Annotated in this window: 23 protein-coding genes; 9 read left to right on the top strand and 14 right to left on the bottom strand. The window is 57.7% G+C overall.

The annotated features are described in order from the left end of the window. Positions 1 to 9: 9 nt before the first annotated feature. The gene (locus tag ACYVIT_RS22190) at positions 10 to 1152 is read right to left on the bottom strand and encodes an acyl-CoA dehydrogenase family protein (RefSeq protein WP_415804635.1); all 1143 of its coding nucleotides are present in this window, start codon (positions 1150 to 1152) and stop codon (positions 10 to 12) included. A 136-nt stretch (positions 1153 to 1288) separates the two neighbouring features. On the opposite strand from ACYVIT_RS22190, the gene ACYVIT_RS22185 reads away from it, so the two are divergent. The 3 genes from ACYVIT_RS22185 (at position 1289) to ACYVIT_RS22175 (ending at position 4112) form a co-directional block, all read left to right on the top strand. Further along, positions 1289 to 2086, top strand: a complete 798-nt coding sequence (locus tag ACYVIT_RS22185; RefSeq protein WP_415804634.1) for an IclR family transcriptional regulator — start codon at positions 1289 to 1291, stop codon at positions 2084 to 2086. Positions 2087 to 2211: 125 nt separating this feature from the next. Then, positions 2212 to 3222, top strand: coding sequence for a Bug family tripartite tricarboxylate transporter substrate binding protein (locus tag ACYVIT_RS22180; RefSeq protein WP_415804633.1), 1011 nt, complete (start codon positions 2212 to 2214; stop codon positions 3220 to 3222). Between the two features lie 56 nt (positions 3223 to 3278). Then, positions 3279 to 4112 (top strand): alpha/beta fold hydrolase, encoded by an 834-nt coding sequence (locus tag ACYVIT_RS22175; protein ID WP_415804632.1) that lies wholly within the window; start codon positions 3279 to 3281, stop codon positions 4110 to 4112. Between the two features lie 45 nt (positions 4113 to 4157). Here the strand turns inward: ACYVIT_RS22175 and ACYVIT_RS22170 are convergent, their stop codons facing one another. The 4 genes from ACYVIT_RS22170 to ACYVIT_RS22155 all read right to left on the bottom strand — a co-directional run bounded on the left by ACYVIT_RS22170 (position 4158) and on the right by ACYVIT_RS22155 (position 8777). Beyond that, positions 4158 to 5117, bottom strand: a complete 960-nt coding sequence (locus ACYVIT_RS22170; RefSeq protein WP_415804631.1) for a LysR family transcriptional regulator — start codon at positions 5115 to 5117, stop codon at positions 4158 to 4160. A gap of 43 nt (positions 5118 to 5160) precedes the next feature. Next, positions 5161 to 6864 carry a dihydroxyacetone kinase family protein gene (locus ACYVIT_RS22165; RefSeq protein WP_415804630.1) on the bottom strand — a complete coding sequence of 568 codons (1704 nt, stop codon included), beginning with the start codon at positions 6862 to 6864 and terminating at the stop codon, positions 5161 to 5163. A gap of 161 nt (positions 6865 to 7025) precedes the next feature. Next, the gene (panB, locus tag ACYVIT_RS22160; protein ID WP_415804629.1) at positions 7026 to 7931 is read right to left on the bottom strand and encodes a 3-methyl-2-oxobutanoate hydroxymethyltransferase; all 906 of its coding nucleotides are present in this window, start codon (positions 7929 to 7931) and stop codon (positions 7026 to 7028) included. 81 nt (positions 7932 to 8012) lie between these two features. Beyond that, on the bottom strand, positions 8013 to 8777 hold the full coding sequence (locus tag ACYVIT_RS22155; protein ID WP_415804628.1) for a MipA/OmpV family protein: 765 nt from the start codon (positions 8775 to 8777) through the stop codon (positions 8013 to 8015). 163 nt (positions 8778 to 8940) lie between these two features. Between ACYVIT_RS22155 and ACYVIT_RS22150 the strand changes: the two genes are divergently transcribed. Beyond that, a complete protein-coding gene (locus tag ACYVIT_RS22150) occupies positions 8941 to 9600 on the top strand; it encodes a response regulator (protein ID WP_415804627.1) in 660 nt (219 codons plus the stop codon). A gap of 3 nt (positions 9601 to 9603) precedes the next feature. Beyond that, the gene (locus tag ACYVIT_RS22145) at positions 9604 to 10980 is read left to right on the top strand and encodes a sensor histidine kinase (protein ID WP_415804626.1); all 1377 of its coding nucleotides are present in this window, start codon (positions 9604 to 9606) and stop codon (positions 10978 to 10980) included. A gap of 109 nt (positions 10981 to 11089) precedes the next feature. On the opposite strand, the gene ACYVIT_RS22140 is transcribed toward ACYVIT_RS22145, so the two are convergent. The 6 genes from ACYVIT_RS22140 to ACYVIT_RS22115 form a co-directional block, all read right to left on the bottom strand. Continuing rightward, positions 11090 to 12619, bottom strand: coding sequence for a tripartite tricarboxylate transporter permease (locus ACYVIT_RS22140; RefSeq protein ID WP_415804625.1), 1530 nt, complete (start codon positions 12617 to 12619; stop codon positions 11090 to 11092). Between the two features lie 6 nt (positions 12620 to 12625). Beyond that, a complete protein-coding gene (locus ACYVIT_RS22135; protein WP_415804835.1) occupies positions 12626 to 13054 on the bottom strand; it encodes a tripartite tricarboxylate transporter TctB family protein in 429 nt (142 codons plus the stop codon). Between the two features lie 239 nt (positions 13055 to 13293). Then, positions 13294 to 13974, bottom strand: coding sequence for a response regulator (locus ACYVIT_RS22130; RefSeq protein ID WP_415804834.1), 681 nt, complete (start codon positions 13972 to 13974; stop codon positions 13294 to 13296). 145 nt (positions 13975 to 14119) lie between these two features. Next, positions 14120 to 15352, bottom strand: a complete 1233-nt coding sequence (locus ACYVIT_RS22125) for an MFS transporter (protein ID WP_415804624.1) — start codon at positions 15350 to 15352, stop codon at positions 14120 to 14122. Positions 15353 to 15525: 173 nt separating this feature from the next. Next, positions 15526 to 17058, bottom strand: coding sequence for a glycine betaine/L-proline transporter ProP (gene proP, locus ACYVIT_RS22120; protein WP_415804623.1), 1533 nt, complete (start codon positions 17056 to 17058; stop codon positions 15526 to 15528). A gap of 117 nt (positions 17059 to 17175) precedes the next feature. Further along, a complete protein-coding gene (locus ACYVIT_RS22115; protein WP_415804622.1) occupies positions 17176 to 17904 on the bottom strand; it encodes an IclR family transcriptional regulator in 729 nt (242 codons plus the stop codon). Positions 17905 to 18097: 193 nt separating this feature from the next. Between ACYVIT_RS22115 and ACYVIT_RS22110 the strand changes: the two genes are divergently transcribed. Genes ACYVIT_RS22110 through ACYVIT_RS22095 form a run of 4 tightly spaced genes read left to right on the top strand, consistent with a single transcriptional unit; the run spans position 18098 to position 22264 of the window. Beyond that, positions 18098 to 19036: a hydroxymethylglutaryl-CoA lyase gene (locus ACYVIT_RS22110; protein ID WP_415804621.1), complete on the top strand. Its 939-nt coding sequence runs from the start codon at positions 18098 to 18100 to the stop codon at positions 19034 to 19036. A gap of 48 nt (positions 19037 to 19084) precedes the next feature. Further along, a complete protein-coding gene (locus tag ACYVIT_RS22105) occupies positions 19085 to 20290 on the top strand; it encodes a CaiB/BaiF CoA transferase family protein (RefSeq protein ID WP_415804620.1) in 1206 nt (401 codons plus the stop codon). Positions 20291 to 20346: 56 nt separating this feature from the next. Then, positions 20347 to 21357, top strand: coding sequence for a Bug family tripartite tricarboxylate transporter substrate binding protein (locus ACYVIT_RS22100; protein WP_415804619.1), 1011 nt, complete (start codon positions 20347 to 20349; stop codon positions 21355 to 21357). A 10-nt stretch (positions 21358 to 21367) separates the two neighbouring features. Then, positions 21368 to 22264: an SMP-30/gluconolactonase/LRE family protein gene (locus tag ACYVIT_RS22095; protein ID WP_415804618.1), complete on the top strand. Its 897-nt coding sequence runs from the start codon at positions 21368 to 21370 to the stop codon at positions 22262 to 22264. Positions 22265 to 22386: 122 nt separating this feature from the next. Here the strand turns inward: ACYVIT_RS22095 and ACYVIT_RS22090 are convergent, their stop codons facing one another. The 3 genes from ACYVIT_RS22090 to ACYVIT_RS22080 form a co-directional block, all read right to left on the bottom strand. Then, positions 22387 to 22902 (bottom strand): cytochrome P460 family protein, encoded by a 516-nt coding sequence (locus ACYVIT_RS22090; protein WP_415804617.1) that lies wholly within the window; start codon positions 22900 to 22902, stop codon positions 22387 to 22389. Positions 22903 to 22926: 24 nt separating this feature from the next. Continuing rightward, the gene (locus ACYVIT_RS22085; RefSeq protein ID WP_415804616.1) at positions 22927 to 23970 is read right to left on the bottom strand and encodes an alpha/beta fold hydrolase; all 1044 of its coding nucleotides are present in this window, start codon (positions 23968 to 23970) and stop codon (positions 22927 to 22929) included. A gap of 262 nt (positions 23971 to 24232) precedes the next feature. Then, complete coding sequence (locus ACYVIT_RS22080) at positions 24233 to 24700, bottom strand: GlcG/HbpS family heme-binding protein (RefSeq protein WP_415804615.1); 468 nt, start codon at positions 24698 to 24700, stop codon at positions 24233 to 24235. Between the last annotated feature and the right edge of the window lie 19 nt (positions 24701 to 24719).

Raw genomic sequence — 24719 nt, 5'->3', positions numbered from 1 at the left:
CGCGCCCGTTTACCTGCACAGATCGCGGGCGATCAGCATGCGTTGTATTTCCGACGAGCCTTCGCCAATGCGATAGTGGCGTACGTCCCGATAAAAGCGTTCTACGGGTTCATTGCGTATGAGGCCAGCGCCGCCGTGAATCTGTATTGCCCGGTCTGCAACCCGTCCGACCATCTCGGAACAATAGAGCTTGACCACACTCGGCGCCGTACCGACATCCTCGCCGGCATCGATACGGCGCAGCGTGTCATAGGCCAGTGCGCGGGCCGCGGCCAGTTCCGTAGCGGAGTCGGCCAACATCCATTGAATGGCTTGGCGCTCGGATAGGGGCTTGCCAAACGTGCTGCGGTTTTTTGCATAGCCGATAGACAGTTCCAACAGTTTGTCGGCAGTGCCCAGGCATGAGCACGCCACGCCCATGCGGCCACTGGTGAGCGATCCCATGGCTATGGGGAATCCTTGTCCCACCTGGCCCAGCACCGCGGTATCAGGAACGAAACAGTCGTCGAAGTGCAGCTCGGCAAGCTGCATGGGATCCGATCCTATGGTCTTGTCGATGCGGCTGATGGTCATGCCCGGTGTGTCTTTGTCTACCAGGAACGCTGTCATTCTCTCGCCAGCGCGTTTGGCGGCATCGGTGACGGCAATGACCATGATGACGCGGGCATAATGCGCACCGCTGATGTATTGCTTCGTACCCGTGATACGCCAGCCGCCCTCGCAACGCTGTGCCCGTGTGCGCAATGCTGCAGCGTCAGAGCCCGCGTCGGGCTCTGTCAGGGCGAATGACGCCGTCCATTCGCCATTGGCCAATTTGGGCAGATAGGTGAGTTTTTGCGCCGAGGTGCCATGTCGAACCAGCGCAATAGGGGTCAGTCCGCTGGATGCATCCAGCATCAATGTAAAAACCCGGTGCGAGCGTCCCATCTCCTCGATCGCCAGGCAATACGTCGACAGATCCGTCTCTGCACCGCCGTACTCGGCAGGCAGGCGCATGCCCAGATAGCCCTGCGCGGCGATCAACTCGCGAGTGCCGGACGGAACTTCACCGGTTGAGTCAATGCGCGCCGCGATAGGGTCCAAGCGTTCTGTGACGAATTTTCGCAGTGCAGGCCGGAGTTCGGCCAGCGCGCTATTTATTTCGAGGTGCATAGGCCTTCCGATTTATCCATTGATATTTATTCGTATAGTGAATAGGCTATTCGCTTAATGAATCTATTGTTTGGCTTATGCGAGCGCCAGTCAATGGCTCAGGCGATAATTCGCCGTCGATTTGGGGAAAACACTAGTGAAAGAAGATCGGATGTTCGTGACCGCGCTGCATCGGGGCCTCGAGGTTTTGCGCTGCTTTACTCCCGACACCCCCGAGCTGGGCACTAGCGAGATTGCGCGTATGACCGGGTTGCCGCAACCTACGGTGTGGCGGCTTTGCTATACCTTGTCTCAATCGGGATACTTGATTCCCGGCCGCAACGCCGATCGGCTGCGTGTCGGGCCTGGTGTGCTGACGTTGGGACACGCATCCATCACCCATGCGGGTGTCGCGGAATTTGCGTATCCGCTGATGAAAGTCGTGGCCGAAAAGTTTGAAGCTTCGGTATCCTTGGCCGAACCTGATCGGCACAATATGGTGATCGTGCAGCGCGCCGAAAGCCCCGCCATCTTGAAGCTGATCCTGCATGTAGGATCACAGCTGGAGATGGTCAACTCGTCGTTGGGATGGGCTTATCTGGCCGCATTGCCCGACGCAGAACGGACATCTCTATTGACGGCAATCAAGCAACAGCTGGGCAAAGCGTGGAAAGTGCATGCCACTGCCGTAGAAGAAGCGATCGCGCATTACAACGAGCACGGGTTTGTGTTCAACCTGAGACATTCGCATCGTGACGTCAACGCGATCGGAGTGCCGGTCATTTCTCCGGACGGGCGCCGTATCCTGGCACTGACATGCGGGGGTAATAGTTCGTATATGACTAAAGAGCGTCTCGCGGGACCCATCGCGGCAGCGCTTAAAGAATTAGCCCGGCAGATCGCTCCGGCATTGGCGGGCGAGCATGTGGCCCGTCACCGAAACGTGGCGTTCTAGTCTTTACGCGTTAACGAGCATTGACGGCCTTTTGGCATCTGCATAGACTGATTTATGCTGCGAATAGGTTATTTGCATAGCGAATTATTCGATATTGCTGTTGTGCGAACGGAAAAGGGGTTTTCATGGTCGCTATCAGTTGGGCGGTTATTCGTTTTAAAGCAGGTGCTATTGCGTTGACGGCTTTCCTCGGTGTGACTCTGGGCTCTTATGCGGGTCCAGCGGTATCGGCCCAATCTGGTGTATATCCATCCAAAGCCATAACAGTAATTAATCCCTGGACAGCAGGCGGGGCGTCTGACGCCATTGCCCGGCCGCTTCTTCAAAGGATGAGCGACGTCATTGGTCAGTCCGTGATTCTGGAGAACATGCCTGGCGCTAACGGGACCATTGGCGCTGCCAAGGCAGCGCGCGCAAATCCGGACGGCTACACCTTGTTCCTGGCGCATGTCGGTCCAATGTCGATCAGTCCGGCATTGCAGGAGCTCCCCTATAACCCGACTCGTGATTTCGAACCGATCACGCAGATCGTTTCGAGTCCGATCGTCCTGGTGTCCCGGCCCGATCTGAAATTCACATCAGTGAATGATCTATTGAATTACGCGCGTACGCATCCCGGAAAGTTATCTTATGGCTCGGTGGGGGTGGGCAGCACCACGCATCTGGCTGGCGAGATGCTGGCTCAGCTGGGAAAGGTCTCGCTACTGCACGTCCCATACAAAGGCGATAGTCAAATCAGTACTGATTTGATCGGTGGTCAGATCGAATTTGCGTTCATCAATATTGCTGCCGCGATGAGTTTGATGAAAGACGGTCGCGTGACAGGGCTGGCGATTACCACGCTGAAGCGCTCATCAGTGTTGCCCGAGCTGCCGACGGTTGCGGAAACCTTGCCGGGATTCGAGGTCAACTCCTGGTACGGAATGGTTGCTCCCAAAGGAACGCCCAAGCCTATCATCGACAAGCTATATACCACCCTGCATGGCATCCTGATGGAGCCGGAAACAAAATCACGGCTGCAGAGCATGGGACTCGAGGCCGAAGGCACAACCCCTGACGACTATGCGTCCAAAATCAAACAAGACAGCGAACGTTGGGCAAAACTGGTCAAATCAGTCGGGGTATCGTTGAAGTGACATGTGATGCGTTGGCCCGTGTATTAAGGGGTTTCGTTACGTTGCCGGATTGCCAAGTGCACTATCGCACGGCATCCCCGGCTTTGCCGGAGCGAGACGGTATATCTCCCATCCCACTGGTAATGCTGCATGCGTCACCGGGATCCGCAAAACTGCTCGAGCCGTTGATTGCCCGTCTGGGCAATAGCCGAGCGGTGTATGCACCTGACACCTTGGGCAATGGAGACTCATCCGCCCCTGTCAGCGATAAAGCGGACATCCGCTACTTTGCACAAGTGCATGTGCAGGCCATCGATCAGCTAGGGATAGAGCGCTTTGATTTATACGGCAGCCACACCGGTGCAAACATTGCGTGCGAAATTGCCATTGCCCATCCCGGCAGAGTCAGAAAGCTGATCCTGGACGGTGTCTCGCAATACACCGATGACGAGCGTGATGACATGCTCAAGCATTACGCGCCTGGTGTTGCCATAGACATGAATGGCAGCCAACTGGCATGGATATATCAGTTTGTCCGGGACGTGTATTTATTCTGGCCTTGGTATAAGCGCGATGCGGCCCATCGGCGGTCTATAGGTCTGCCCAGTGCCGACGAGCTGCATGACAAGGCAGTAGAAGTCATCAAGGCAACGCGGACATATCACATTCCCTATCGCGCAGCGATCGGCTATGACAAGACCTCTCGTTTGCCTTTGGTGCGCGTGCCCACATTGCTGGCGTGTGCGCAGACGGATATGTTCCTGGAGTACTTCGATCGGATATGCCGCTTGATGCCTGAGGCTCAACCCTTGATAACCGCGGGCACCGGGAACGCCGAAGCGCTGGAGAATACGGTTGCCCAATATCTCGCGTTCCTGGATGCGCAGGACGAAAATACCTATCTGACCTAACTCTTCACGCAGCTTGATCTGAGATGCTGACCGATCAGCGCCTCCTCATCCGACCCTGTTCCCGCCATTCGCCCATTCACTCCACACGGCAGATGGAGGCACCGATTGGCTATCCAGCGAAAAATGTGCCTGCAAATGTTTGACGAGAATATTGAGAAACGCCGTGGCTTTGGCCGAGATCACGCGGCTTTCAAACAGCGCATACAGCATGGCAGATGACAATTCCCAATCAGGCAACACCCGTTCCAGCCGGTAATTCTGGAGTAATTGGTTGCCAGAAAAGGGGTAGGGAACGGGAGTGATGCCTAGGTCTCTGCCGGCGAGCTGTAGATTCAAAAGGATCTGGTTGCTGGAAAATTTCGGGCTGAGCCGAATCGTCTCGACTTCTGTTCCTCTTCTGAGCTCCCAAGTGTCCGTTCCATGCATGCAAATATGCGCATGATGCTGAAGCTCGGCAGGCGACTCAGGATATCCCGTCCGTTGCAGATAATCATGCGACGCCACCAGGATGAGACGAAAATTCACGAGTGGCTTTTGAATAAGAGGAGAGTCCTCCTGGCGCCCTCCCCGGATGTATAAATCCATACCGGAAAGGTCGTTGATTCTTGTTGAACTGCTGAGATCGAAATCGCAGCTGATTTTTGGAAAGCGCTGGTGCAGCTCTTCTGAGACGCCTGGCAACAAAGGCGCCAGTCCGGGCATGATCGAGACCCGCAATTTTCCCTCAGGCGACTCAAGGTATGTCTTGACGTTCTCGTGCGCGTTCAGAATGCCTTCGATTTGGGAGACGCACTCCTCAAAGTAGCGCGTGCCCAAGTCGGTTAATGAAACCTTGCGTGTCGTGCGTAGGAACAGCGCATATCCGAGATTTTTTTCGAGCTCGGATATGCGCCTCGAAAGTGTAGCGACTGGCATATCCAATGCCGCCGCGGTGGCGCTGAAGCTCCCGCGCTTTGCGACTTCGACAAAGTACCAGATGTCGTTTAGAGAAATGCCTTTTTCCATTGAAGATCGCTTTTATCAGAGCACAAGCTATTGCACGGGTGACTTACCTGATTTCCTCGATACCGTTTTGCAGTGCTTTCAGCCAATACGCTACTGCGACAGCGCCACCATCCGGAATGCCGACGGCCCGCTCTCCCAAGTAACTGGCACGGCCTAGACGAGGTTGCATATGGGCAGTGTCCGCTGCGGCTTTCTCGGCTGCTTGCACAGCCTGGCGAAACGCGTCCCTGCCTGGAGCGCCTGCCGCCAACGCCGAATGCCATGCATTGTTGGCCGCCGTGAGGGCGTCGACCATCGTGCGATCTCCCGCTTTAGCGCCTCCCATCTCCATCACGGCAGCTACCGCGGCGGCAAAGGCTTTCTGCCATTGCGCCGGCGATGGCTCGGCCAGGTCCCCCAGTTCGCGACTGGCGCGTAGTAACCCTACGGCGTAGAACGGGCCGGAACTGCCCGCGATCGCTCTGCGCATCGCTTGCGCCGCCGAGGCAAAGAATTGACCGGGTGTGTGAAAAGCCTCAGGAGCCAAGTCGAGTATGGCCTGGCCGCCGCGTGCCATGCTGGCGCCCAAGTCGCCGTCACCGGCTTTGGCGTCAAGCTCCCCGAGTTCGGTTTCGGCAGCGATCAACGCATGCGCGACGCCCTTTGCTGCTCGCTCCAGCGCTGCTACCAACGGGCCGGCAGGCATGGACGCGAGATTTGCTTCGAGGCCGCTCGGCACAGGCACAGTCGTACGCTCTTCATTGATCCGGCCGGAGTGTGTCCATGCCGGAGCGCCGCAAGGCGCATCCAGCAGTTCGAGCAGCTCGTCATCCACAGGCAATACCGACAACGAACATCCGGGCATTTCCAGTGCGGTCATGTAGTTGCCCACCCACGCGCGCGTGGGTGTCAGGCCTTTGGCGCGTAAGGTGGCCAGCGCGTGGCGCGCGATAATCTGCAGTTCTATGGGCGGCGTACCTCCCAAGCCGTTGACCAGCAAAGCGACTCGACTGGCATCGTCAGGTATCTCTGCCAATATCTGCGCCAGGATATCGTCCACTATCGCATCTGCGGGTTTCATGTCGACGCGGCGTACCCCCTTCTCGCCGTGAATACCCAGACCGTACTCGATCTCGGTATCGCCTAGTGAAAAGCTGGGCGTACCAGCAGAAGGTACCGTGCAGGCACCCAGGCCAACGCCCATGGAGCCCACAGCCGCTGCGGCGCGTGCGGCGATGGCCGCCACTTTTTCCAAGGGCCAGCCTTTAGCTGCGGCTGCTCCGGCGATCTTGTGCACGAATACAGTTCCAGCAATACCGCGACGGCGATCGGTCGGAACCATGTCGCGCAACGATACGTCATCGGCCACCAGGACGACTTCGACCGGAATGCCTTTTTCTCGCGCGAGTTCAGCGGCCAAACCAAAGTTCAGCCTGTCGCCGGTATAGTTTTTAACGACCAGCAAGGCACCAGCGGGACCTGCGACGGAGACAATCGCCGCCAGTACCGCATCCACGCTCGGAGAGGTGAATACGTCACCCGCAATCGCCGCGGTGAGCATGCCTATGCCCACATATCCGGCATGAGCAGGCTCGTGGCCACTGCCGCCACCAGAGAGCACCGCCACCGAGCGAGCCGCAAGACCAGGCAAATCACGCTGTACGACGATGTTCTCGCCTTCGATCAGTGCGAGATGGTCTGTCGTATCAACTAATCCCTCGAGGGCTTCTCGTACGATGTGGCGAGGATTGTTGATCAGCTTTTTCATCCATTGCTCCGAGAGTCTGTGTATTCACACAGGGGGAAGACGGGGTCGGCCGTCAGCCTCAGGGCAGCGCCTATCTGACGGTCTAGTGGAATATTATGCTTGTTCTGCATGAGAATGCAGAACGACGGCAGGGAACAGTGCCGTTACGCAATGCTTCAGCGCTACCAGCTGTGGCGTGCGTCTTCGGGGAACGTTCCGTCTTTGACTGCGCGGACATAAGCAGAAAACGCCGCGTGGACGCTGTCTGCGTCGTCCATAAAGTTGCGGACAAATTTTGGCATGCGCCCGATATTGATCCCCAGCATGTCATGCATTACCAGCACCTGGCCTGCCGTGCCTGATCCTGCGCCGATGCCGATCGTCGCGCAGGTCTGCATCTGGCTGGTGAGATCTGCGGCGAGTTTTGCCGGAATCATTTCCAGCACCAACAACGATGCGCCAGCGGCTTCCAACGCTTTCGCGTCACGCACCAGCTTCGCTGCACCATCGTCGTCCTTGCCTTGCACACGAAAACCGCCCAACGCCGATACGGTTTGAGGCGTCAGCCCCAGATGCCCGCACACCGGTATGCCGCGCTCGACAAGAAACTGAACCACCTCGGTCGTCCAGCCCCCGCCTTCGAGTTTGATCATCTGCGCGCCGGCTTCCATGAGGCATACGGATGATGCCATCGCCTGATCTCGTGACTGATGATACGAACCGAAGGGGAGATCGGCTACGAGTAGTGCGGCGCCATCGGCTTTTTCCAGGCCCTTAGCCACACAGCGAGTGTGATACGCCATCTCATCGAGCGAGACACCCACGGTGCTGTTTTTTCCCTGGCAGACCATGCCCAGCGAGTCGCCCACCAGTATGCAATCGACGCCAGCCGCATCTTCGATGGCAGCAAAGGTCGCGTCATAGGCCGTCAGCATGGCGATTTTCTCGCCCTGCCGGCGCATGTCGGCAAGCCGTACCGTCGTTACCTTCTTTCGCTTTGCTATGTCGGCGGAACGGCTCTGCATCCCATAGGGAGCGGCTGTCTCTGTTCCTGCTGCCGGAGTCTCTTTCTGATCTGATGTCGTCATTGCGCGTGGAGTGATGGTAAGGACTCTGAGAAACTCCAGTGTGCCATAGGCCGGCCTCCCCCCGCGCTGATTCCCCTGTTATCAGAACCGGTAGCCGACTCCCAGGCTGCCGAAAACATTGGTCTTGCGTTCGGTCAGCGGGCTATCGCGCGCATCGCCCAGTACGGTACTGACCCCTAATGTGCTCATTACCGTCCAGTCCTTTGTCAACTGGTAGGTCCAGTTGGCGAACAGCGCTGCATTCTTGAAACCGGACGAAGCTGAGTAGGGAGACAGGTGTTCCCGGCTGCGCGCTGCGTCGGATGTGCTGACGCCATACCAGGTCTGCATGTCGCTGCTATTGGCCCATTGCGTACTGACGCCCAAGCGCAATTGCTGCCGTTCGGTTTGCACCACCGCATAGGAAGTGCGTAGTTCCAACGTGCCGCCGTAACCGGATTTTGCAGCTTGGCGATAGGCAGCGCCGAGCGAGTAGCGGCCCGGTGTCCATTCCACAAAGGCGCCGTATACGCCGTGGAAATCGATATCGTCCAGACCGCGGGTGCGATCCGAATCATCCGAGTCCCGGCCCAGGCCCAGGCCGACGAACACCCCGCCTTCCAGGTCGGGGGCGAGTTCATAGCTCAGCCCCAGCGCGGGCAGGCCTGCCCGCGGCGTGATGAAAAAATGGCCGGACCGGTAGTTGATCAGCGGCGTGGGGACGGCTCGATACTCGTCAGAGCCGGCGTAGACGGGCCTCACGCCCACTCCTATACCGATCAGATTCGTGCCCTCCGCGATGGCTGGGCCTGCTGCTGCGGCCAGGGCTATGGCGACTGCACCGCGTGTCATCGTGATTGCTTTCATTCTATTTCCCTGGATCCAAGTTCATCGGCTGCCTGACAGGCGACCGAATTTCAGCCGCTATACTGCCTCGACAGTTTTAGGAATTCTTTAAGCCTCGTATGGGTCTTAAACCGGATTTAATCCGTTGGCGTAACAATGTCGCGCGATGACGAGGACGGATCCAATGCGCACACTATTAGTCGAGGACGACGCCATGCTGGCCGAGGCGCTCCAGCTGGCGCTGCGCCGTGAAGGTGCGAGCGTCGATATTGCGGCCGATGCAAGGTTGGCGCAGACGGCGCTGGTCGACCACGACTACGAGTTGATATTGCTGGACCTGGGCTTGCCTGGCGGGTCTGGCATGGGGATCCTGGCCCAACTACGAGCGCGTTATGACACGACGCCAGTGATTATCATGACGGCGAGAGATCGCCTGAGCGAGCGGATTGCAGGGCTCGATGCGGGCGCCGACGACTATTTGGTCAAGCCGTTCCAGATCGACGAATTGCTGGCACGTGCCCGCGCGACCGTCCGGCGCAGCAAGGGGCGCGTCGCTCCTGTCCTGGTGGCAGGCAACGTGACCGTGGACCCGGCTAACCAGACGGTCCTGCTTGCAGGCGATCCCGTTGCGCTCAGCTTGCTGGAATACCGCACCTTGCTTGCATTGGTAGAGCGGGGTGGCCGGGCTGTCTCTCGCACCGCGCTCGAAAGCGCCGTCTACGGTGACAGCGGCGCCACAGGAAGCAACACTGTGGCGGTTTATATTCACCAGCTACGTCGCAAGCTGGGTGACGATTTGATTGAAACGGTACATGGCTACGGTTACCGTGTAAAAGGGATGTAGCTCATGATCCGTACTCCTTCGCATCGATCGCTACGATGGCGTTTGCTGGCTGGCATGCTCGTGACGGTGATGGTGGCGTGGCTGATCCTGCTCATCTGGTACCAGCGTGATCAGACGCGCGAGCGCACGGGAGATTGGGATCTTAGTCTGGAGCGTGCGGGACAGATTGCCTTGCGGACTCTGCCTCAGGGATTGGAAGCCATTGCATTGCCGCGAGGCTATCAACTGGCGACTCAAGCCGTACCGCACGATAACGAGGCAGAGCTGGTGCTGCAGGTCTACTCGCTCGTCAATGGCCGGTTGCTGCTGCGTTCTCCGAAAGCCCCTGCAGAGCCCCTCACGACTTCAGGTCAGGATGGATTCGCCACCAGTATGGCTGGCGGGGAGGAGTGGCGTACTTATACCATTTCTGATGAAGATGGCCGCATTCAAGTTCAAGTCGGAAAGGCGTTACAAGACCTGAAGCAGGAATTGCATCACAAGATGGGCAATGCGCTGATTTTCATGGCCGCGCTGTTTTTTCCGCTGGCGGCGGTAGCGTGGGCAGTCACCTACACTACCTTCCGGCCCGTTCTGCGCTTGTCGACACTGTTACGCCGCCGTCACCCTCTTGACCTTGATCCCTTGGCCACCCAGGATCTGCCTGACGAGATCAAGCCCTTAGTCGAATCTTTCAATCAGCAATTGGCCAGAGTCGAGGCAGCAGTAGAGAACGAGCGCCGTTTTCTGCAGGATGCCGCCCATGAGCTGCGCACACCTTTGGCAGTGCTGTCGTTGCAGGCCGACAATGCGTTGCGCAGTCAGGATATCGACGAAGTTCATCATTCTGTTCGGCAGATACATCAGGCTACGCAGCGCAGTGCACGTATTTCCGAGCAATTGCTGGACATGGCGATATTGGAATCAACGGGGCTGCAGGAAGCCGCCGCGCGCATTGATCTAGGCGCTGTCGCGCGTGCCGTCGTCCAGGATTATCGACAGCGAGCACAGGCGCGCGACCAGAATCTCACCGAGGATATCGAGTCCTGCTTTGTGCACGGACACGTAGATAGCCTCGGTATCCTGTTGCGTAACCTGCTGGATAATGCCACACGTTATAGCGGACATGGCAGCAATATTCGCATCGCATGCCGGTCACAGGATGCCGATGGAAGTGTTCGATTGTCCGTGCAGGATGATGGCCCCGGTGTGCCAAAAGAATATCGTGAACGCATTCTGGATCGATTCTTTCGGATGCCTGAGGCGCAGGGGCATGGCAGTGGCATCGGCCTGTCGCTGGTCGAGCGCATTGCGCGCTTGCATGATGCGAGTATTGAGATTGGCGCGAGCCCGGATGAGAGAGGCCTGCGTATTACGTTGCGCTTTCCCGCCGCGCCGTAATGGTCTTGGCTTGTCTACGTGATTTATCTAGGCACAACCCGTCAATAAAAGGGCCGGCGCAACAGCGGTGCGCCGGCCTTTTGTTTACCCGCATTGGCAGTGCTATCTGCTAGGCGGTCTGCAACTGCTCAGAGTTGCCCTTGGGTTTCTTTTTCCAGCGTCGCAGGAATGCCCAGACCTGGACCAGGATCAGCAGTGCGCTGGCGCCGATGAACCAGGCGCTGATGGGATGCTCGACGAACACCGCCATATCACCTCGAGACAGCAGCAGTGCACGCCGGAAGTTTTCTTCGACCATCGGTCCCAGCACGAAACCGAGCAAAATAGGCGCAACGGAAAACTCCAGCGTCATCAAGAGCGCACCGATCAGGCCGAATGCCAGGACTTCCCAGATCTGAAACAGGTTGTTCTGCGTACTGAACACCCCGACCGCGATAAAAAAGAGTGCCGATGGAAAGAGATAACGGTACGGCACTTGAAGAAGCTTTACCCACACGCCAATGAGCGGAACGTTTAATACCATGAGCAATACGTTGCCCACCCAGAAGCTCGCGATCAGCCCCCAGAAAATATCCGGATGCTCGGTGATGAGTTGCGGACCGGGCTGGATCCCTTGAATGAGCAAGGCACCGAGGATCAGTGCCATCACGGCATCACCCGGGATACCGAGGCTCATCGTCGGAATGAAGTCCACCTGTGTCTTGGAATGAGATGAGGCTTCGGGCGAGGCTACGCCCGCGATCATGCCGGTTCCGAATTTCTCCGGTGTTTTGGAAAGCTTGCGTTCCAACGCATATGAGATGAACGTCGTGATCGTCGGGCCTGTGCCGGGCATGGCGCCAAACAGTGTGCCGACCAGTGTGCCACGGACCATGGGCATGAAGGCTGTTTTCATTTCCGCTTTGGATGGGCGCATATCGCGCAGCTTCAGCTTGGCGCCACTGCCGATGATGCTCATGCGGTTGACGCTCATGAGGAAATCGGCAACCCCGAACAAGCCCATCGAAATGGCCACTAACTCTAAGCCATCTGACAGATCCAGCAAGCCAAAAGAAAGACGGATGGTGCCGGTGTTCACGTCCGTTCCGACCACGCCGCACAGCAAGCCAAAGAGCGTCATCGCTACGCCCTTGAGCGCCGATCCGCGCGACATGGTGGCGCCTGCCAACAAACCGAGCAACATGATCGAGAAAATCTCGGTAGGCCCGAATTTGAAGGCCACCTCAACCAATAGCGGCGAGGCAAAGATCATGACGATAATGCCCACTGACGCAGCAAAGAACGAGCAGATCATCGTGATACCCAATGCTGTTCCGCCTTTGCCCTGTTTGGTCAGCGGATAGCCATCCAGGCAGGTCACCGCGTGAGGCGGATGCGACGGTAGATTCAGCAGAATCGCGCCGATTGCGCCGCCATATTGCGAACCATAGAAGATCCCTGCCAACATGAGAATGGCCGGGACCGGCGACATGACATAGGTCAGCGGCAACAGGATCGAAATGGCCGACAGTGCGCCCATTCCAGGCAATACGCCGATGAGGTTGCCCACCAGCACGCCAAAGAACGACCAAGCGAGGTTATGCCACTGAAAGGCAACGCTAAAGCCGTACCAAAGGTCCATTAAAGATTGTGAAATCATGGCGCATCAACCCCAACGAAAGAGGGGAAGCTGCAGTTGCAACGCCCACCAGAACACGACAATTGCGATCAATGACATCAGTACCGACAGTACGAGGGCTTGTTTGACAGTATTCTTGCGATCGCCCAACGCAGAGATGAATACGATGGCGAACGTGGCGGGCAGCAGGCCGCCGTATTCTCCCAATAGCAAAAACGCCAAGATGCCGAGCACGATGCAGACGCCACCGCGCAGATCCGGCAGCCCATGTCCGTGTCCTTCGCCAGGCACACTTTCACTGGGTTGGCCCGAGCGCGCGGAAAGCGCGATGAGCAGCCCCGTGATAGCCAACAAACCTCCCAAGGCCGCGGGGAAAAATCCCGGCCCCATATGGCTGAGAGACCCGACGTGATAATCGGTCCCTGCGTATATCGCTCCTAATCCGACTAGCACCATCAAGGCGCCGCCGTAATAGTCTTTTCTATTTACTGCCTTCTGCACGCTATCCTCCAGAAAACCGCGTCGTATTGGCCTCGACGCTGCGTTCGATTCGAACGCAGCTTGGGTTTTAATGACGGTTCGGCGCACAGATTACGGAGGCAAGCTGTTGATCCGCTTTCTGTGCGCTGTCGGTTTCCTGAATTCCAGGGTATTCCCTGAGGGATTGCAGGGTCAGGCTGGCTGGCAGCGGCTGATCAACCGTCTGCTGACTTGACAGCCGACAGCATGTATCCCAGGCCACGCACAGTGACGATGCACACATCGCTGCCGGCCAGTTTCTTGCGCAGGCGGTGCAAAATCACTTCGATGGCATCAGGGCTGGCATCGCTGTCGTGAGAAAAGACTTTCTCGAATAGCTGATTTTTCTCGACCGGATATCCGACGCGTATCAAGAGCGCGGCCAGGGTAGCGTGTTCTCGCGGAGTGAGCATCAGCATTGAGCCATCCAGCGTAAAGAGATGGCTTTCGCTGTCGTAGCTGAGCGAACCGCACTGCAGCCTCGGGTGATCGCGGCCCCGGCTGCGCCGTACCAGTGCGGTCAAGCGGGCCTCCAGTTCTTCGAGGGCAAAAGGCTTTGTCAGGAAATCGTCAGCGCCCATATTCAAGCCGCGTACTCGATCTTGCAGTGACCCTTGCGCGGTCAACACCAATACGGGCGTACGGTCATCACGCTCACGCATGTCGCGCAGCACGTGGAGTCCGTGCTTGTCAGGCAAACGTAAGTCCAGAACAACTGCATCGTAGTCACTGCCCACCATATAGCCTTCGGCATTACGGGCATCGGCGGCGTGATCAGAAACAAAACCACTCTGTGCGAGAGCGCGACGCAGCCAGAGGGCCATGTCGACTTCATCTTCAACTAGCAAAATGCGCATGGTATTCAGAATCACCAAGCAGGTATTAAGCATGACACCGTCACCATAGAACGGGGCATTGTCATGTGTCCACGGGAGTCGCGAGCCCTGTGAGCAGCGCAGACTGTATGGCTAAACCTGGAGGTGTGTCAAACGCCGGTCTGCTTTATTTGCCTGCTTGCGTCGCATTGCCGCGCCGCTCTCGCGGCAGGCAAACCAGAACGAGCAGCGAACATGCGCCGGCACAAATGAACGCATAGTCATAGCGCCCGCTGACGGCAACAAATGCCGCAAAAAGCGTGGGCGCCACCATGTTCATCAAGTTCACTAGAATGCTGGAGCCGGCTGACGTTTCCGAGATCATCTGTGGTGGTGAGCGCCGTGCGACTTCGGCGATTTGTACGCCATTCCAACTGGCCGCCGAGCATCCTGCGACAAACGCCAGGGCAATCACAGACCAGAGCGGCCAGTCAGCACTGGTCAATCCCAGCAGTGCAGTGGTCACTGCAGAAAAAACCGCCGCAATCGTCAAGGTGATATTGGCCGAGCGCAAATAATCCGATAGCCAGCCCAGTACGATGCGGCCGATGACGCCGCCCGCCTGCATGATGGCAAAGACCATTCCGGCCAAGGCTAGTGGATAGCCGAGCTGGTCTACAAGATAAATGACGGTGAACGTGAACCAACAGCTCTGAGCGATGGCAAACAGGCTGCCCACAACGGATATTTTCATCAGGCCGCTGTTGTGCCGTAAAGAGGCCAGCGGCACAGTGAGTGTGCGTAGGGACGCCAGTGTCGGGAAATGAAAAAAGTGATCCTTCTTGTCCGGTGTCTCGTCCAGACTGGCGCTCAAACGCCAGGTCATCATGGTCGGCAGCAATACGATGAGCGCGCAAAAGAAGAGAGCAATGCGCCAGCCCGTCAGCACGACCAGCAGTGGAACGAGCAGACCCGCGATCACACCGCCCAGAGGGACGCCCGCCTGTTTGATGGAGAACATCAAGTTGCGTTTGCCGGGAGGAGAATACTTTTGCAGGACTTCGCTGCCTGCGGGATTGGCCGCGCCGCCGCTCAATCCCATGAACAAACATGCTATCAGCGCAATGGCAAGACTAGGTATCAATAGCCATGCCATACACGCGGCCCCGATCAACAAAGTCAATTGCAGCGTACGCATGCCGCCGATTTGCTTGAGCATGGCGGAGCCCGCGACCAGGATCATCAAGCCACCCAGGGAATTGCTGGCAGTCAGATAACCGATTGTGCTGCCGCTCCAGCCAAAGTCCTCGGACATGGCCGGGGCCAGGATGGGAATGAGCCGATTTAAAAACGCCGAGATGGTTTGTAGCGTGAAAATTGCCACGATGGGCATTAGCCATGTCGGTGCTGCTCGATTCATTGCGTCTACTGAGTTGTTTTTCTGAAGCTGTGGCAAAGCGAGCATAGTCGCCGCCATCGGCGGAATGCCTTCTCCTTCCCCTTGATGATACTCCCACTCGCAGGCGGCTGCAGGTGCGGCGTATATGGACGCGTCTGTGCAGCCGTTTGCGATGATCCGCTCCCGGCGTTGATTTACTCCAGATCGGGATGTCTATCTGTCAGCCGTTGGCGCCGCGCTTTCAGCGTTTCGATCTGCTGCTCCAGGACTTCGATTTCTGCGTCGACGTCTTGCACCGTTTGCTCGATATGATCGAGTGCTTGTTGCAACAGGGCTTTGGCTTCGCGCCGATTGGATGCGTTGGGTGTGTCGCCGCGCAATGGCCGGTTGGCCGTCTCTGGCAGATAGAGCGAGGTGATCAAACCGATCACCGAGGCAATCATCAGATAGACCGCCGGCACCATGAGGTTGCCCGTTGTCTCTACCAGCCAGGCTGCGGCGGTCGGCGTCAAGCCAGCAATGATGATCGCGATGTTGAACGAACTGGCCAACGCGCTATAGCGGATACGGGTGGGAAATAGCGCCGGCAAGGTCGATGCCATCACGCCAATCAAGCAGTTGAGAAATATCGCGATCAACAGCAGGCCGAGGAAAATCAGGCCGATGTTATCGCTGCCAATGAGATGGAAGGCCGGCAGCGCAATCACAAACAGGCCCAGGCTGCCAACGAGCAAAAATGGTTTACGGCCTATCTTGTCACTGAAAAAACCCACGACAGGCTGCACGAACAGCATCCCTATCATGACCACGACGATGATGAGTACGCCATGGTCCTCGGAGTAGCCGAGGCTGCTGGACAAATAGGTCGGCATATAGGTCAGCAGCATGTAATAGGTGATGTTGGTGACCAGCACCATGCCGATGCAGACCAGCAGTGCCTTACGGTATTTGGAGAAGATTTCGCGAAAAGAGATGGTCGGCTTTTCTTTCAGTGCCTCGCGGTCTTCTTGCTCCATTTTTTCCAGTTGCTGGGTGAACGCGGGCGTTTCTTCTGCGGCGTGGCGCAGATAAAGGCCAAGCAGTCCCAAAGGACCTGCGATGAAGAAAGGCACGCGCCAGCCCCATTCCAGGAACGTTTCGTCGCCCAGGATCGTCTGCAGCAACACAACGAGGCCAGCACCTAATACAAAGCCCGCGATCGAACCAAAGTCCAGCCAACTGCCAAGGAATCCGCGTCGCCGGTCCGGCGCATATTCGGCCACAAAGACTGCAGCGCCTGTGTATTCGCCACCGACGGAAAACCCCTGAGCGAGCTTGCACAGCAGCAGCAGGATGGGTGCCCACAGGCCGATGCTCGCATAGGATGGGATCAATCCAATGCAGAACGTGCTGATCGCCATGATGATGATGGTGAGCGAGAGCACTTTTTGCCGCCCGAATCGGTCTCCCATCACGCCGAAGAAAACGCCGCCTAAAGGCCGCACCAGAAATGGCACGGAAAACGTGCCAAGCGCAGCGATGGTCTGTACCGCGGGGGATGCGTCGGGAAAAAATACTTTGCCCAATGCAAAGGCGACAAAACCATAGACGCCAAAATCGAACCACTCCATGGCATTGCCCAGAGCAGCGGCCGTGACGGCCTTTTTAAGCTTGCTATCGTCGATGACGGTGATGTCGTCAATCTGAAGAGGCCGGACTTCTGGTGACGCAGGAACGGATTGAGTCATGTCTGCTTCCTGTAGCTGGCTAGGAATAGCGATGTATGCGTGCTTGCCTTACTCAACGTAAAAATTCTACTTCTGATCCTGTGTCATGAGCGGAGAATTCGCGCTATTGCGTTCTTTTCAGCCAACCCGGCTCGATAATTGGCTGGCGGCGCGCCGTACCGCTGTCACATGAGCTGGGTTGTAGCGATGGACAGGAACGGTCAGTGTCACGGCGGCAGCGAGGGTGCCTGCCGCTGAAAACACAGGGGCGGATATGCCCGCGACCTCGGAGAGGCGATCGCCTATCGCGGCAAAATAGCCGTCGCTGCGGATCTTTCGGTACAGCTCCTGGTCCGGGCCGGGGGCGTTACCGAGAATGTCGTCGAAGGCAGTCAGGATACGGCCGCCACTGCCTCGATCCAGAGGCAGCAAATCGCCCGCCCGAATGTGATCCCGCACAGGGTGGGGAGAGTCAACGCGATACAGGCATAACCGTGCATCGCCTTGACGCACGTGGTAGGCAGCGCTTTCCCCTGTGGTGGCGACTAACTCGCGCAGCACCGGGATGACAACACGCTCCAGTGAGAAAGATGCCGAGTAGATACCGTGCAATCTCGCGACCTCGGGGCCGAGGGCGTACCGTCCGTCTTCGAGGCGTTGAATCCATTGCGCGTGTTCCAGCGATGCCAAGAGCCTCAATACCGTGCTTTTGTATAGCCTGGTCCGTTCTGCGAGCTCACGCAGGGATAACGCATGGTCGCTGCTGGTGAACACCGACATCAGGCTGAGCGCACGATCAACCGCAGCGACACCGCCTTGGGCTGCATCGGCGTCAGCGATGGATTCCGTCACAGCTTTGCGGGGCATTTTGTGTTCCGTCAATTCAGAGTTCGAGGATTCTATCTTATAGAACGTCTGGGATCTTTGTTCGAATTTATCAGCGCCCGTATGGGGCTCACCCCGGGAAAATCGGGGCGGTTGACACGGGGCGAGGCTTGTATTTTAATTTCATACAAGAGAATGATGTTCTATCATTTAGAATTTTACAAGAGAGACGTATATGCCGAGTCTGCCCCCTCAGCCCGAGGTCTTGATTAGCGAAGTCGGCCCGCGTGATGGATTGCAGTCAGTCAAGGCCACCATGCCGACGGCAGACAAGTTCAAGTGGATCGATGCGTTGGTGGCGGCTGGCATTCGGGAAATCGAGGTGGCTTCGTTTGTGCCTACCCGTTTGCTGCCTCAAATGGCGGACGCAGCAGAGGTCGTGACGTATGCGACCAGGGCGCACCCGGGTGTCACCATCATGGCGTTGGTGCCGAACCTGCGCGGCGCACAAGCCGCGTTGGAAGCAGGCGTGCACAAGCTGACCATGCCCGTATCGGCGAGCCATGCCCACTCGCTCGCGAATGTGCGCAAGACACCGCAGGAAATGGTGCAAGAGGTGCAAGCCATCGCACGTTTGCGCGATGAGCTCGCGCCGTCCGTCAAACTCGAGGCCGGCATATCCACCGCGTTCGGATGCACATTGCAGGGTGAAGTGCCCGAGGATGATGTCATCAAGCTCGCGGTCATGTGTGTACAGGCTGGTGCGGATGAATCGGGCTTGTCGGACACGGTGGGTTATGCGAATCCCGCACAAGTACGCCGCCTGTTTCGGCGGTTGCGGCAAGAGTTGGGCGAGCACGCTGGCGCTGCACACATGCACAACACTCGGGGACTGGGTTTGGCTAATTGCCTCGCGGCATGGGACGAGGGCGTGCGCACGTTCGATAGCTCATTGGGTGGACTGGGCGGTTGTCCTTATGCGCCAGGCGCCTCTGGCAATGTGGTGACCGAAGATCTCGTCTTCATGTTTGAAGCAATGGGTGTGCCCACCGGCGTCGATATCGAAAAGCTCGTCGCTGCACGTGCGCCGCTCGCTGCAGGGCTACCGGGCGAGGCGTTGTATGGAATGACGCCGGACGCGGGCTTGCCGAAAGGCTTTGCTCAACACGCCTAGCATCGGCGGGATTTCCAGGCCCTTTTTCTCAACATAGGTTGCAAACCCATGTCTAACAACACCGCGTCCCGTCTTCCGTACGAAGGCATCCGCGTTATCGAATTCACCCATATGGTCATGGGGCCCACCTGCGGTATGTTGCTGGCGGATCTCGGGGCGGAGGTGATCAAGGTCGAACCGCTGGGCGGCGATTCCACGCGCAGGCTACTGGGATCGGGCGCAGGTTTCTTTCCGATGTTCAATCGGAACAAGAAAAGCATTGTGCTGGATCTCAAACAGCCTGAAGGCATAGAGGCCGCATTGCGCTTGATCGATTCTGCCGACATCGTCAGCGAGAACTTCAAGTCAGGCGTCATGGAGAAGCTCGGCTTGGGATATGCCGCGCTCAAAGCACGAAACCCCAAAATCATTTACGTCAGTCATAAAGGCTTTTTGCCCGGCCCCTATGAGCATCGCACGGCCTTGGACGAGGTCGTGCAGATGATGGGGGGGCTGGCTTATATGACAGGGCGTTCGGGCGACCCATTGCGTGCCGGCACGAGCGTCAACGACATCATGGGCGGCATGTTTGGCGCGATGGGCGCCATGGCGGCACTGGCTCAGCGCGCAGTCACGGGCGAGGGCATGGAGGTGCAGACCTCGCTATTCGAGAACAACGTCTTTCTCGTCGGACAGCACATGATGCAGTACGCCGTGACCGGCCGTGCAGCAGCACCCATGCCCAGCCGGATTTCGGCGTGGGCTATCTACGACGTGTTCACCGTCAAGAACGGCGAGCAGATTTTTCTCGCCGTGGTCAGCGACAAGCAATGGGAAATATTCTGCCGGGCCTTTGGCCTATCCGAATGGTTTGCGGACCCGCGGCTCAAGACAAACAATGATCGCGTGCAGGCCAGGGACTGGCTGATGCCCATGCTGCGGGCCCATCTCGCGGATACGCCTGCGGCGGAATTGGCCGCGGTATTTGAAAAAGAGGGCTTGCCATACGCGCCGATCACCCGCCCGGAGCAATTGTTTGATGATCCTCATCTGTTGGCGACCGGGGGGCTGGCTCCAATCATGTTACCTGGCGGGAAACCCTCGCACGTCCCGCTGACGCCGATGGCATTCAATGGTGTACAGCCGCCGTTGCGTACGCAACCGCCTGAGGTCGGGGAACATACCGACCCGCTATTGCGCGAAGCCGGATATTCCGACGAAGAGATTCAAAGTTTGAAGGCCAGGAATATCACTGAAGGATGCCATCCGCAGTGAGCTGCAGGGCCATTTACAAAAGCGCTTGCACAAGCGTTGAATAAAGAGACAGGAAAATGAATTATCGCTTGAAAACTTCGATCACCTGCCGCCGAGCATTGTCACGCGGATTGTTTGTGTTATCGCTTGGTCTGTTGTTCGGTCATGCCCATGCGGCCGATAGCGCGGTGGATTGGCCATCGGTACCGGTTCGGCTTGTTGTGCCCTATGCTCCCGGAGGAACTACTGACTATGCCGCCAGACAAGTCGCGCAGAAACTATCCGAAGCTACGGGAAAGACTTTCATCGTCGAAAACAAATCCGGCGCATCCGGCACTATTGCTACTCAGGATGTAGTTCGCTCCAAGCCGGATGGGAGTTCTTTTTTGGTGACCGATACGACGTATGCCATGTTGCCGTTGTCGTTTGCGAAACTGCCGTGGGACTACGAGCACGATTTGATTCACGTGGCTGAGATCATCGAGACCCCGCTGGTATTGGTTGTCCCAGAAAAATCGCCGTTCAGGACTCTGGCGGATCTGATCGCACATGCGAAGAAAAACCCGGGCGCGCTGAATTTCGGCTCGGGCGGGCCAGCGAGTTCCACGCATCTTGCTGCCGAGATGTTTGCTTCGGAAGCCAGTATCAAGATGTCCCATATCCCGTACCGTGGCGCTGGTGCTGCCTTGGCCGATGTGATGGCTGGTCAGATTGACCTCCTGGTGACGGCTGCGCCAACCGCTATTCCGCCGGTGCAGGGCGGGCGCGTGCGGGCGCTCGCGGTCAGTGGCGATCAGCGTCTGGAGTCTTTGCCGGAGGTCCCGACATTCGCGCAAGCGGGACTGCCTTCGTATCAGGTCATCAATTGGTTTGGCTTGGCCGCGCCAAAGGGTACCCCCGAGCCGATCATCGAGAAAATGAACAGCCTGGTTAATGAGGTAATGGGCGATGCGAAGATGCAGCAATTGATGGCTCGGCAGGGAGCCGGACACCGCTCGGTGGCGGTCAAGCCATTCGGCGAGTATGTTCAGCAGCAAGTGACTTTCTGGACAGACATCGGACGGCGTGTCGGCATCAAACCCGAGTGAGGAACCGGCCATGTGGAATCTGTCTTTTTCGCCGCCGATTGTCATTGAAGCCAACGTCATCGCCTCCATGCCTCGGGAATTGCGTTTGCCGCGCCGCAGTGCGTGGGCGGACGCGAACAAGGCCGGACATATTGTCGACTGCTTTCTGGAGGGGCCTGTCTTTGACAAGACGGGAGCGTTGTATGTGACCGATATCCCTCATGGCCGCATATTCCGGGTTGACGGCGCGGATAGCTGGCATCTCGTTGCCGAAACCGACGGATGGCCGAATGGCCTGGCGCTGCATGACGACGGCAGCCTGTGGGTGGCAGACTATCGCAGAGGAATTCTGCGTTGCGATCCCGCGACCGGATCTGTCACGACAGTGCTGGGCCACCGCAATAGCGAGTCGTTCAAGGGCGTCAACGACCTGGTGTTTGATCGCGAGGGACGACTGTACTTCACTGATCAAGGACAGACCGGTTTGCATGACCCCCAAGGTCGAGTCTATCGATACGACGAGCGTAGTGGACGGCTGGACCTCCTGCTCAGTAATGCGCCCAGCCCTAACGGCATCGCATTGGACGCCGCACAAAAAGTGTTGTTCGTCGCCGTGACGCGCGCCAATCAGGTGTGGCGGGCTCCGATTCTGGATGACGGTTCGATCAGCAAAATGGGTGCTTTCCAGACATTCTTCGGCACCAGCGGACCGGACGGACTGGCGACATTGCCGAGCGGCGAATTGCTGGTTGCACATGCGAGTCTAGGCGGTGTGTTTGTCCTGAACTCGCGTGGCGAGATTACGCATTATCTGAAAAGCCCGATCGATGGCAGCACCGTGACTAACGTTGCCGTGTGCCCCGGCGGCAAGCGCGTGGTGTTCACGGAGTCTGCCTCGGGGTCGATTCTGCAGGCTGAGTTGTCATAGGAGCAACATCGTCGCTCCTTCTTTCCCATTACGACTGCCCGAGCAGTGAGGAAAGCAACCGCCGGGTCACAGGCTCGGCTCGCCGCGCAGGGTCAAAAGTCAATCTTGCGGCGTTTGGGAGACTAAGGTGCAAACCGCGTAAATACATAGTCTCGATCCTTGGCGGCCCGTGCCTCGTGGCAGGCGAAGCAGGTCTGATGTTGCGCGGCATCTGTTGGAACGCCTCCGATGAAACGTCCAAATCCCCAACCGCCCGTCGATGCATAGCGTTTCGAGTCTTTCACCATGATCTGAACCGTCGTCGCCTGACCTGGTACAGTGGCTGAGGCAAACTCGGGAGATTGCTTGCGTTTGTAGGCGAGCTTGACCAATATCGAACCGTCGGGAAACGGCCCCTTCAGGTCTTGAATGGCTTTGACTGCTGCCGGGTTGCCCAGCACGACACGTAGCTCATCCAGTGGCGCGGCCTCCTCTGCGGGGGCGATGAGTTGCCAATTACGATAGCCCTCTGGAATAGACACACCGAAGATCGGTGAAACGGCTTGTGTCGTGAGCTCCGCCGCCGATGCAGAGCCTGCAGCGGCACACAGCATGAGTGCGGCCGACAAGAACATCCGTGCACGATGAACGCGTTGCATGTCGTGATCCTTGCTCCAGGTGTTTTACAGACGGGTGACGTCGATGATCGCTTGGGCAAAGTCTTTAGGAGCCTCTTGGGGCAGGTTGTGCCCAATGCCGCCATTGACGTTGCGATGCTGGTATTTGCCGGTGAATTTTTTCGCATAGGCTGCCGGCTGGGGATGCGGCGCGCCGTTGGCGTCACCTTCCATCGTGACTGATGGGATGGTGATGACCGGTCCTTTTGCGAGTTGCTGTTCCAGGTCGTCGTAGCGCGATTCGCCTTGTGCCAGACCCAGGCGCCAGCGATAGTTATGAATCACGATCGCAACGTGATCAGGATTCTGGAAAGATTGGGCAGTACGGTTAAAAGTCGCGTCGTCGAAATTCCAATGAGGCGAAGCGAGTTTCCAGATGAGCTTGTTGAACGAATCACGGTTTGCATCGTAGCCGGCCTGGCCACGCTCGGTGGCAAAGTAGAACTGATACCACCACGCCAATTCTGCTTCGGGGGGCAGGGGCGCTTTGTTGGCAGCCTGACTGCCGATCAGATAGCCGCTGACCGACACCATGCCGGTGAATCGCTTCGGCCAAAGCGCCGCCATGATGTTGACGGTGCGCGCACCCCAGTCGAATCCGCCCAGGACGGCGGTCTCGATTTTCAACGCATCCAGCAATCCGATCAGATCCATCGCGAACACCGCTTGCTGGCCATTGCGGACAGTATCCGCCGACAGGAACGTGGTCGAACCCGAGCCGCGCAGGTAGGGCACGATGACGCGATAGCCTGCAGCCACGAGCCGAGGGGTGACTTCGGCAAAGCTATAAATGTCGTAGGGCCAGCCATGCACCAAGAGGGCGACAGGACCATTGCGCGGACCTGCATCCACGTACCCGATATTCAGGGGACCTACCTGGATCTGCTTGATCTCGTCGAACTTTGCAAACGGTTGACTCGCGGCTGCGCCGGCTTTGGCGATCGATGTTTGTGCGTGGGCCAGACCGCTCATGGTCAATTCCATGAGGCCCAGACCGGCCACGGTGGTCTGGATCAGGCGACGGCGGCGGGTATTGATGGGTTCCGACATGACTTTCACTCCTCAAAAGTTGGTAGGAGTATTGAAAGCCTTGGTTGTATCTGCCTTGTGTCGCGTCCGAACAGGCTGAGAGACGTTGAGTATCTGTGTAGAGAAACAGATACAGTGTGGTACATAGCCGCTGAATGAACCGCCCTCAGATGGAGTCCTAGCCATTCAGAGGAAAGCGCGTATTCTCAAATATCGACGGTGGCGCGGACATGGACCGCAGCCGGGGTGGCGGCCCATGTCCCTTCATACTGACCGATCCGTCTTATTTTTTCATGGCCTCGTCGGCGCATTGCGCATCGAGATGTCCACCGGGCGCGCCAGCTACGCCAATAGCGCCGATGACTTCATCGCCTTGCTTGAGCGGCACGCCACCGCCCAATAACAAGAATCCCGGAATGTCTTTCAGGTTGGCCGCGCCCGGGTTCTTCTGTGAGTTTTCCATCATGGCCAGCGTGGGCTGCTTGGCCGATGCCGATGTGAACGCTTTGGCGCGGCTCGCATCGATCGTGTGCGGACCGGCTTTGTCGGCGCGCGCAAAGGCTTGCAATTGGCCGCTGCCATCGACGACGGCGGCGCTCACGGCGTAACCTTTGGCCTGGCAGACGGCAACGGTGTCGGCGGCGAGTTTCTGGGCATCTGCCAGCGCGAGCTTGTGTGTGGTGACGACGGCGGCATTGGCGGCTTGGGACAGGGCTGCGAGGCAGAGCAGGGCGAGGGTTTTGCGGATCATGGTGGAGTCCTTGGTCTGT

The sequence above is a fragment of the Bordetella muralis genome (assembly GCF_054781015.1).
This window is presented reverse-complemented; position numbering and strand designations above follow the sequence as displayed.

What these genes read in the sequence shown, in the direction of transcription:
- ACYVIT_RS22085 (WP_415804616.1), bottom strand. Translation starts at nt 23,970, where the DNA reads ATGTCGGAACCCATCAATACCCGCCGCCGTCGCCTGATCCAGACCACC.
- ACYVIT_RS22105 (WP_415804620.1), top strand. Translation starts at nt 19,085, where the DNA reads ATGTCTAACAACACCGCGTCCCGTCTTCCGTACGAAGGCATCCGCGTT.
- ACYVIT_RS22100 (WP_415804619.1), top strand. Translation starts at nt 20,347, where the DNA reads ATGAATTATCGCTTGAAAACTTCGATCACCTGCCGCCGAGCATTGTCA.
- ACYVIT_RS22130 (WP_415804834.1), bottom strand. Translation starts at nt 13,974, where the DNA reads ATGCGCATTTTGCTAGTTGAAGATGAAGTCGACATGGCCCTCTGGCTG.
- proP (WP_415804623.1), bottom strand. Translation starts at nt 17,058, where the DNA reads ATGACTCAATCCGTTCCTGCGTCACCAGAAGTCCGGCCTCTTCAGATT.
- ACYVIT_RS22115 (WP_415804622.1), bottom strand. Translation starts at nt 17,904, where the DNA reads ATGCCCCGCAAAGCTGTGACGGAATCCATCGCTGACGCCGATGCAGCC.
- ACYVIT_RS22180 (WP_415804633.1), top strand. Translation starts at nt 2,212, where the DNA reads ATGGTCGCTATCAGTTGGGCGGTTATTCGTTTTAAAGCAGGTGCTATT.
- ACYVIT_RS22155 (WP_415804628.1), bottom strand. Translation starts at nt 8,777, where the DNA reads ATGAAAGCAATCACGATGACACGCGGTGCAGTCGCCATAGCCCTGGCC.
- ACYVIT_RS22095 (WP_415804618.1), top strand. Translation starts at nt 21,368, where the DNA reads ATGTGGAATCTGTCTTTTTCGCCGCCGATTGTCATTGAAGCCAACGTC.
- ACYVIT_RS22145 (WP_415804626.1), top strand. Translation starts at nt 9,604, where the DNA reads ATGATCCGTACTCCTTCGCATCGATCGCTACGATGGCGTTTGCTGGCT.
- ACYVIT_RS22080 (WP_415804615.1), bottom strand. Translation starts at nt 24,700, where the DNA reads ATGATCCGCAAAACCCTCGCCCTGCTCTGCCTCGCAGCCCTGTCCCAA.
- ACYVIT_RS22170 (WP_415804631.1), bottom strand. Translation starts at nt 5,117, where the DNA reads ATGGAAAAAGGCATTTCTCTAAACGACATCTGGTACTTTGTCGAAGTC.
- ACYVIT_RS22135 (WP_415804835.1), bottom strand. Translation starts at nt 13,054, where the DNA reads ATGGTGCTAGTCGGATTAGGAGCGATATACGCAGGGACCGATTATCAC.
- ACYVIT_RS22090 (WP_415804617.1), bottom strand. Translation starts at nt 22,902, where the DNA reads ATGCAACGCGTTCATCGTGCACGGATGTTCTTGTCGGCCGCACTCATG.
- ACYVIT_RS22190 (WP_415804635.1), bottom strand. Translation starts at nt 1,152, where the DNA reads ATGCACCTCGAAATAAATAGCGCGCTGGCCGAACTCCGGCCTGCACTG.
- ACYVIT_RS22150 (WP_415804627.1), top strand. Translation starts at nt 8,941, where the DNA reads ATGCGCACACTATTAGTCGAGGACGACGCCATGCTGGCCGAGGCGCTC.
- ACYVIT_RS22125 (WP_415804624.1), bottom strand. Translation starts at nt 15,352, where the DNA reads ATGAATCGAGCAGCACCGACATGGCTAATGCCCATCGTGGCAATTTTC.
- ACYVIT_RS22165 (WP_415804630.1), bottom strand. Translation starts at nt 6,864, where the DNA reads ATGAAAAAGCTGATCAACAATCCTCGCCACATCGTACGAGAAGCCCTC.
- ACYVIT_RS22140 (WP_415804625.1), bottom strand. Translation starts at nt 12,619, where the DNA reads ATGATTTCACAATCTTTAATGGACCTTTGGTACGGCTTTAGCGTTGCC.
- ACYVIT_RS22110 (WP_415804621.1), top strand. Translation starts at nt 18,098, where the DNA reads ATGCCGAGTCTGCCCCCTCAGCCCGAGGTCTTGATTAGCGAAGTCGGC.
- panB (WP_415804629.1), bottom strand. Translation starts at nt 7,931, where the DNA reads ATGACGACATCAGATCAGAAAGAGACTCCGGCAGCAGGAACAGAGACA.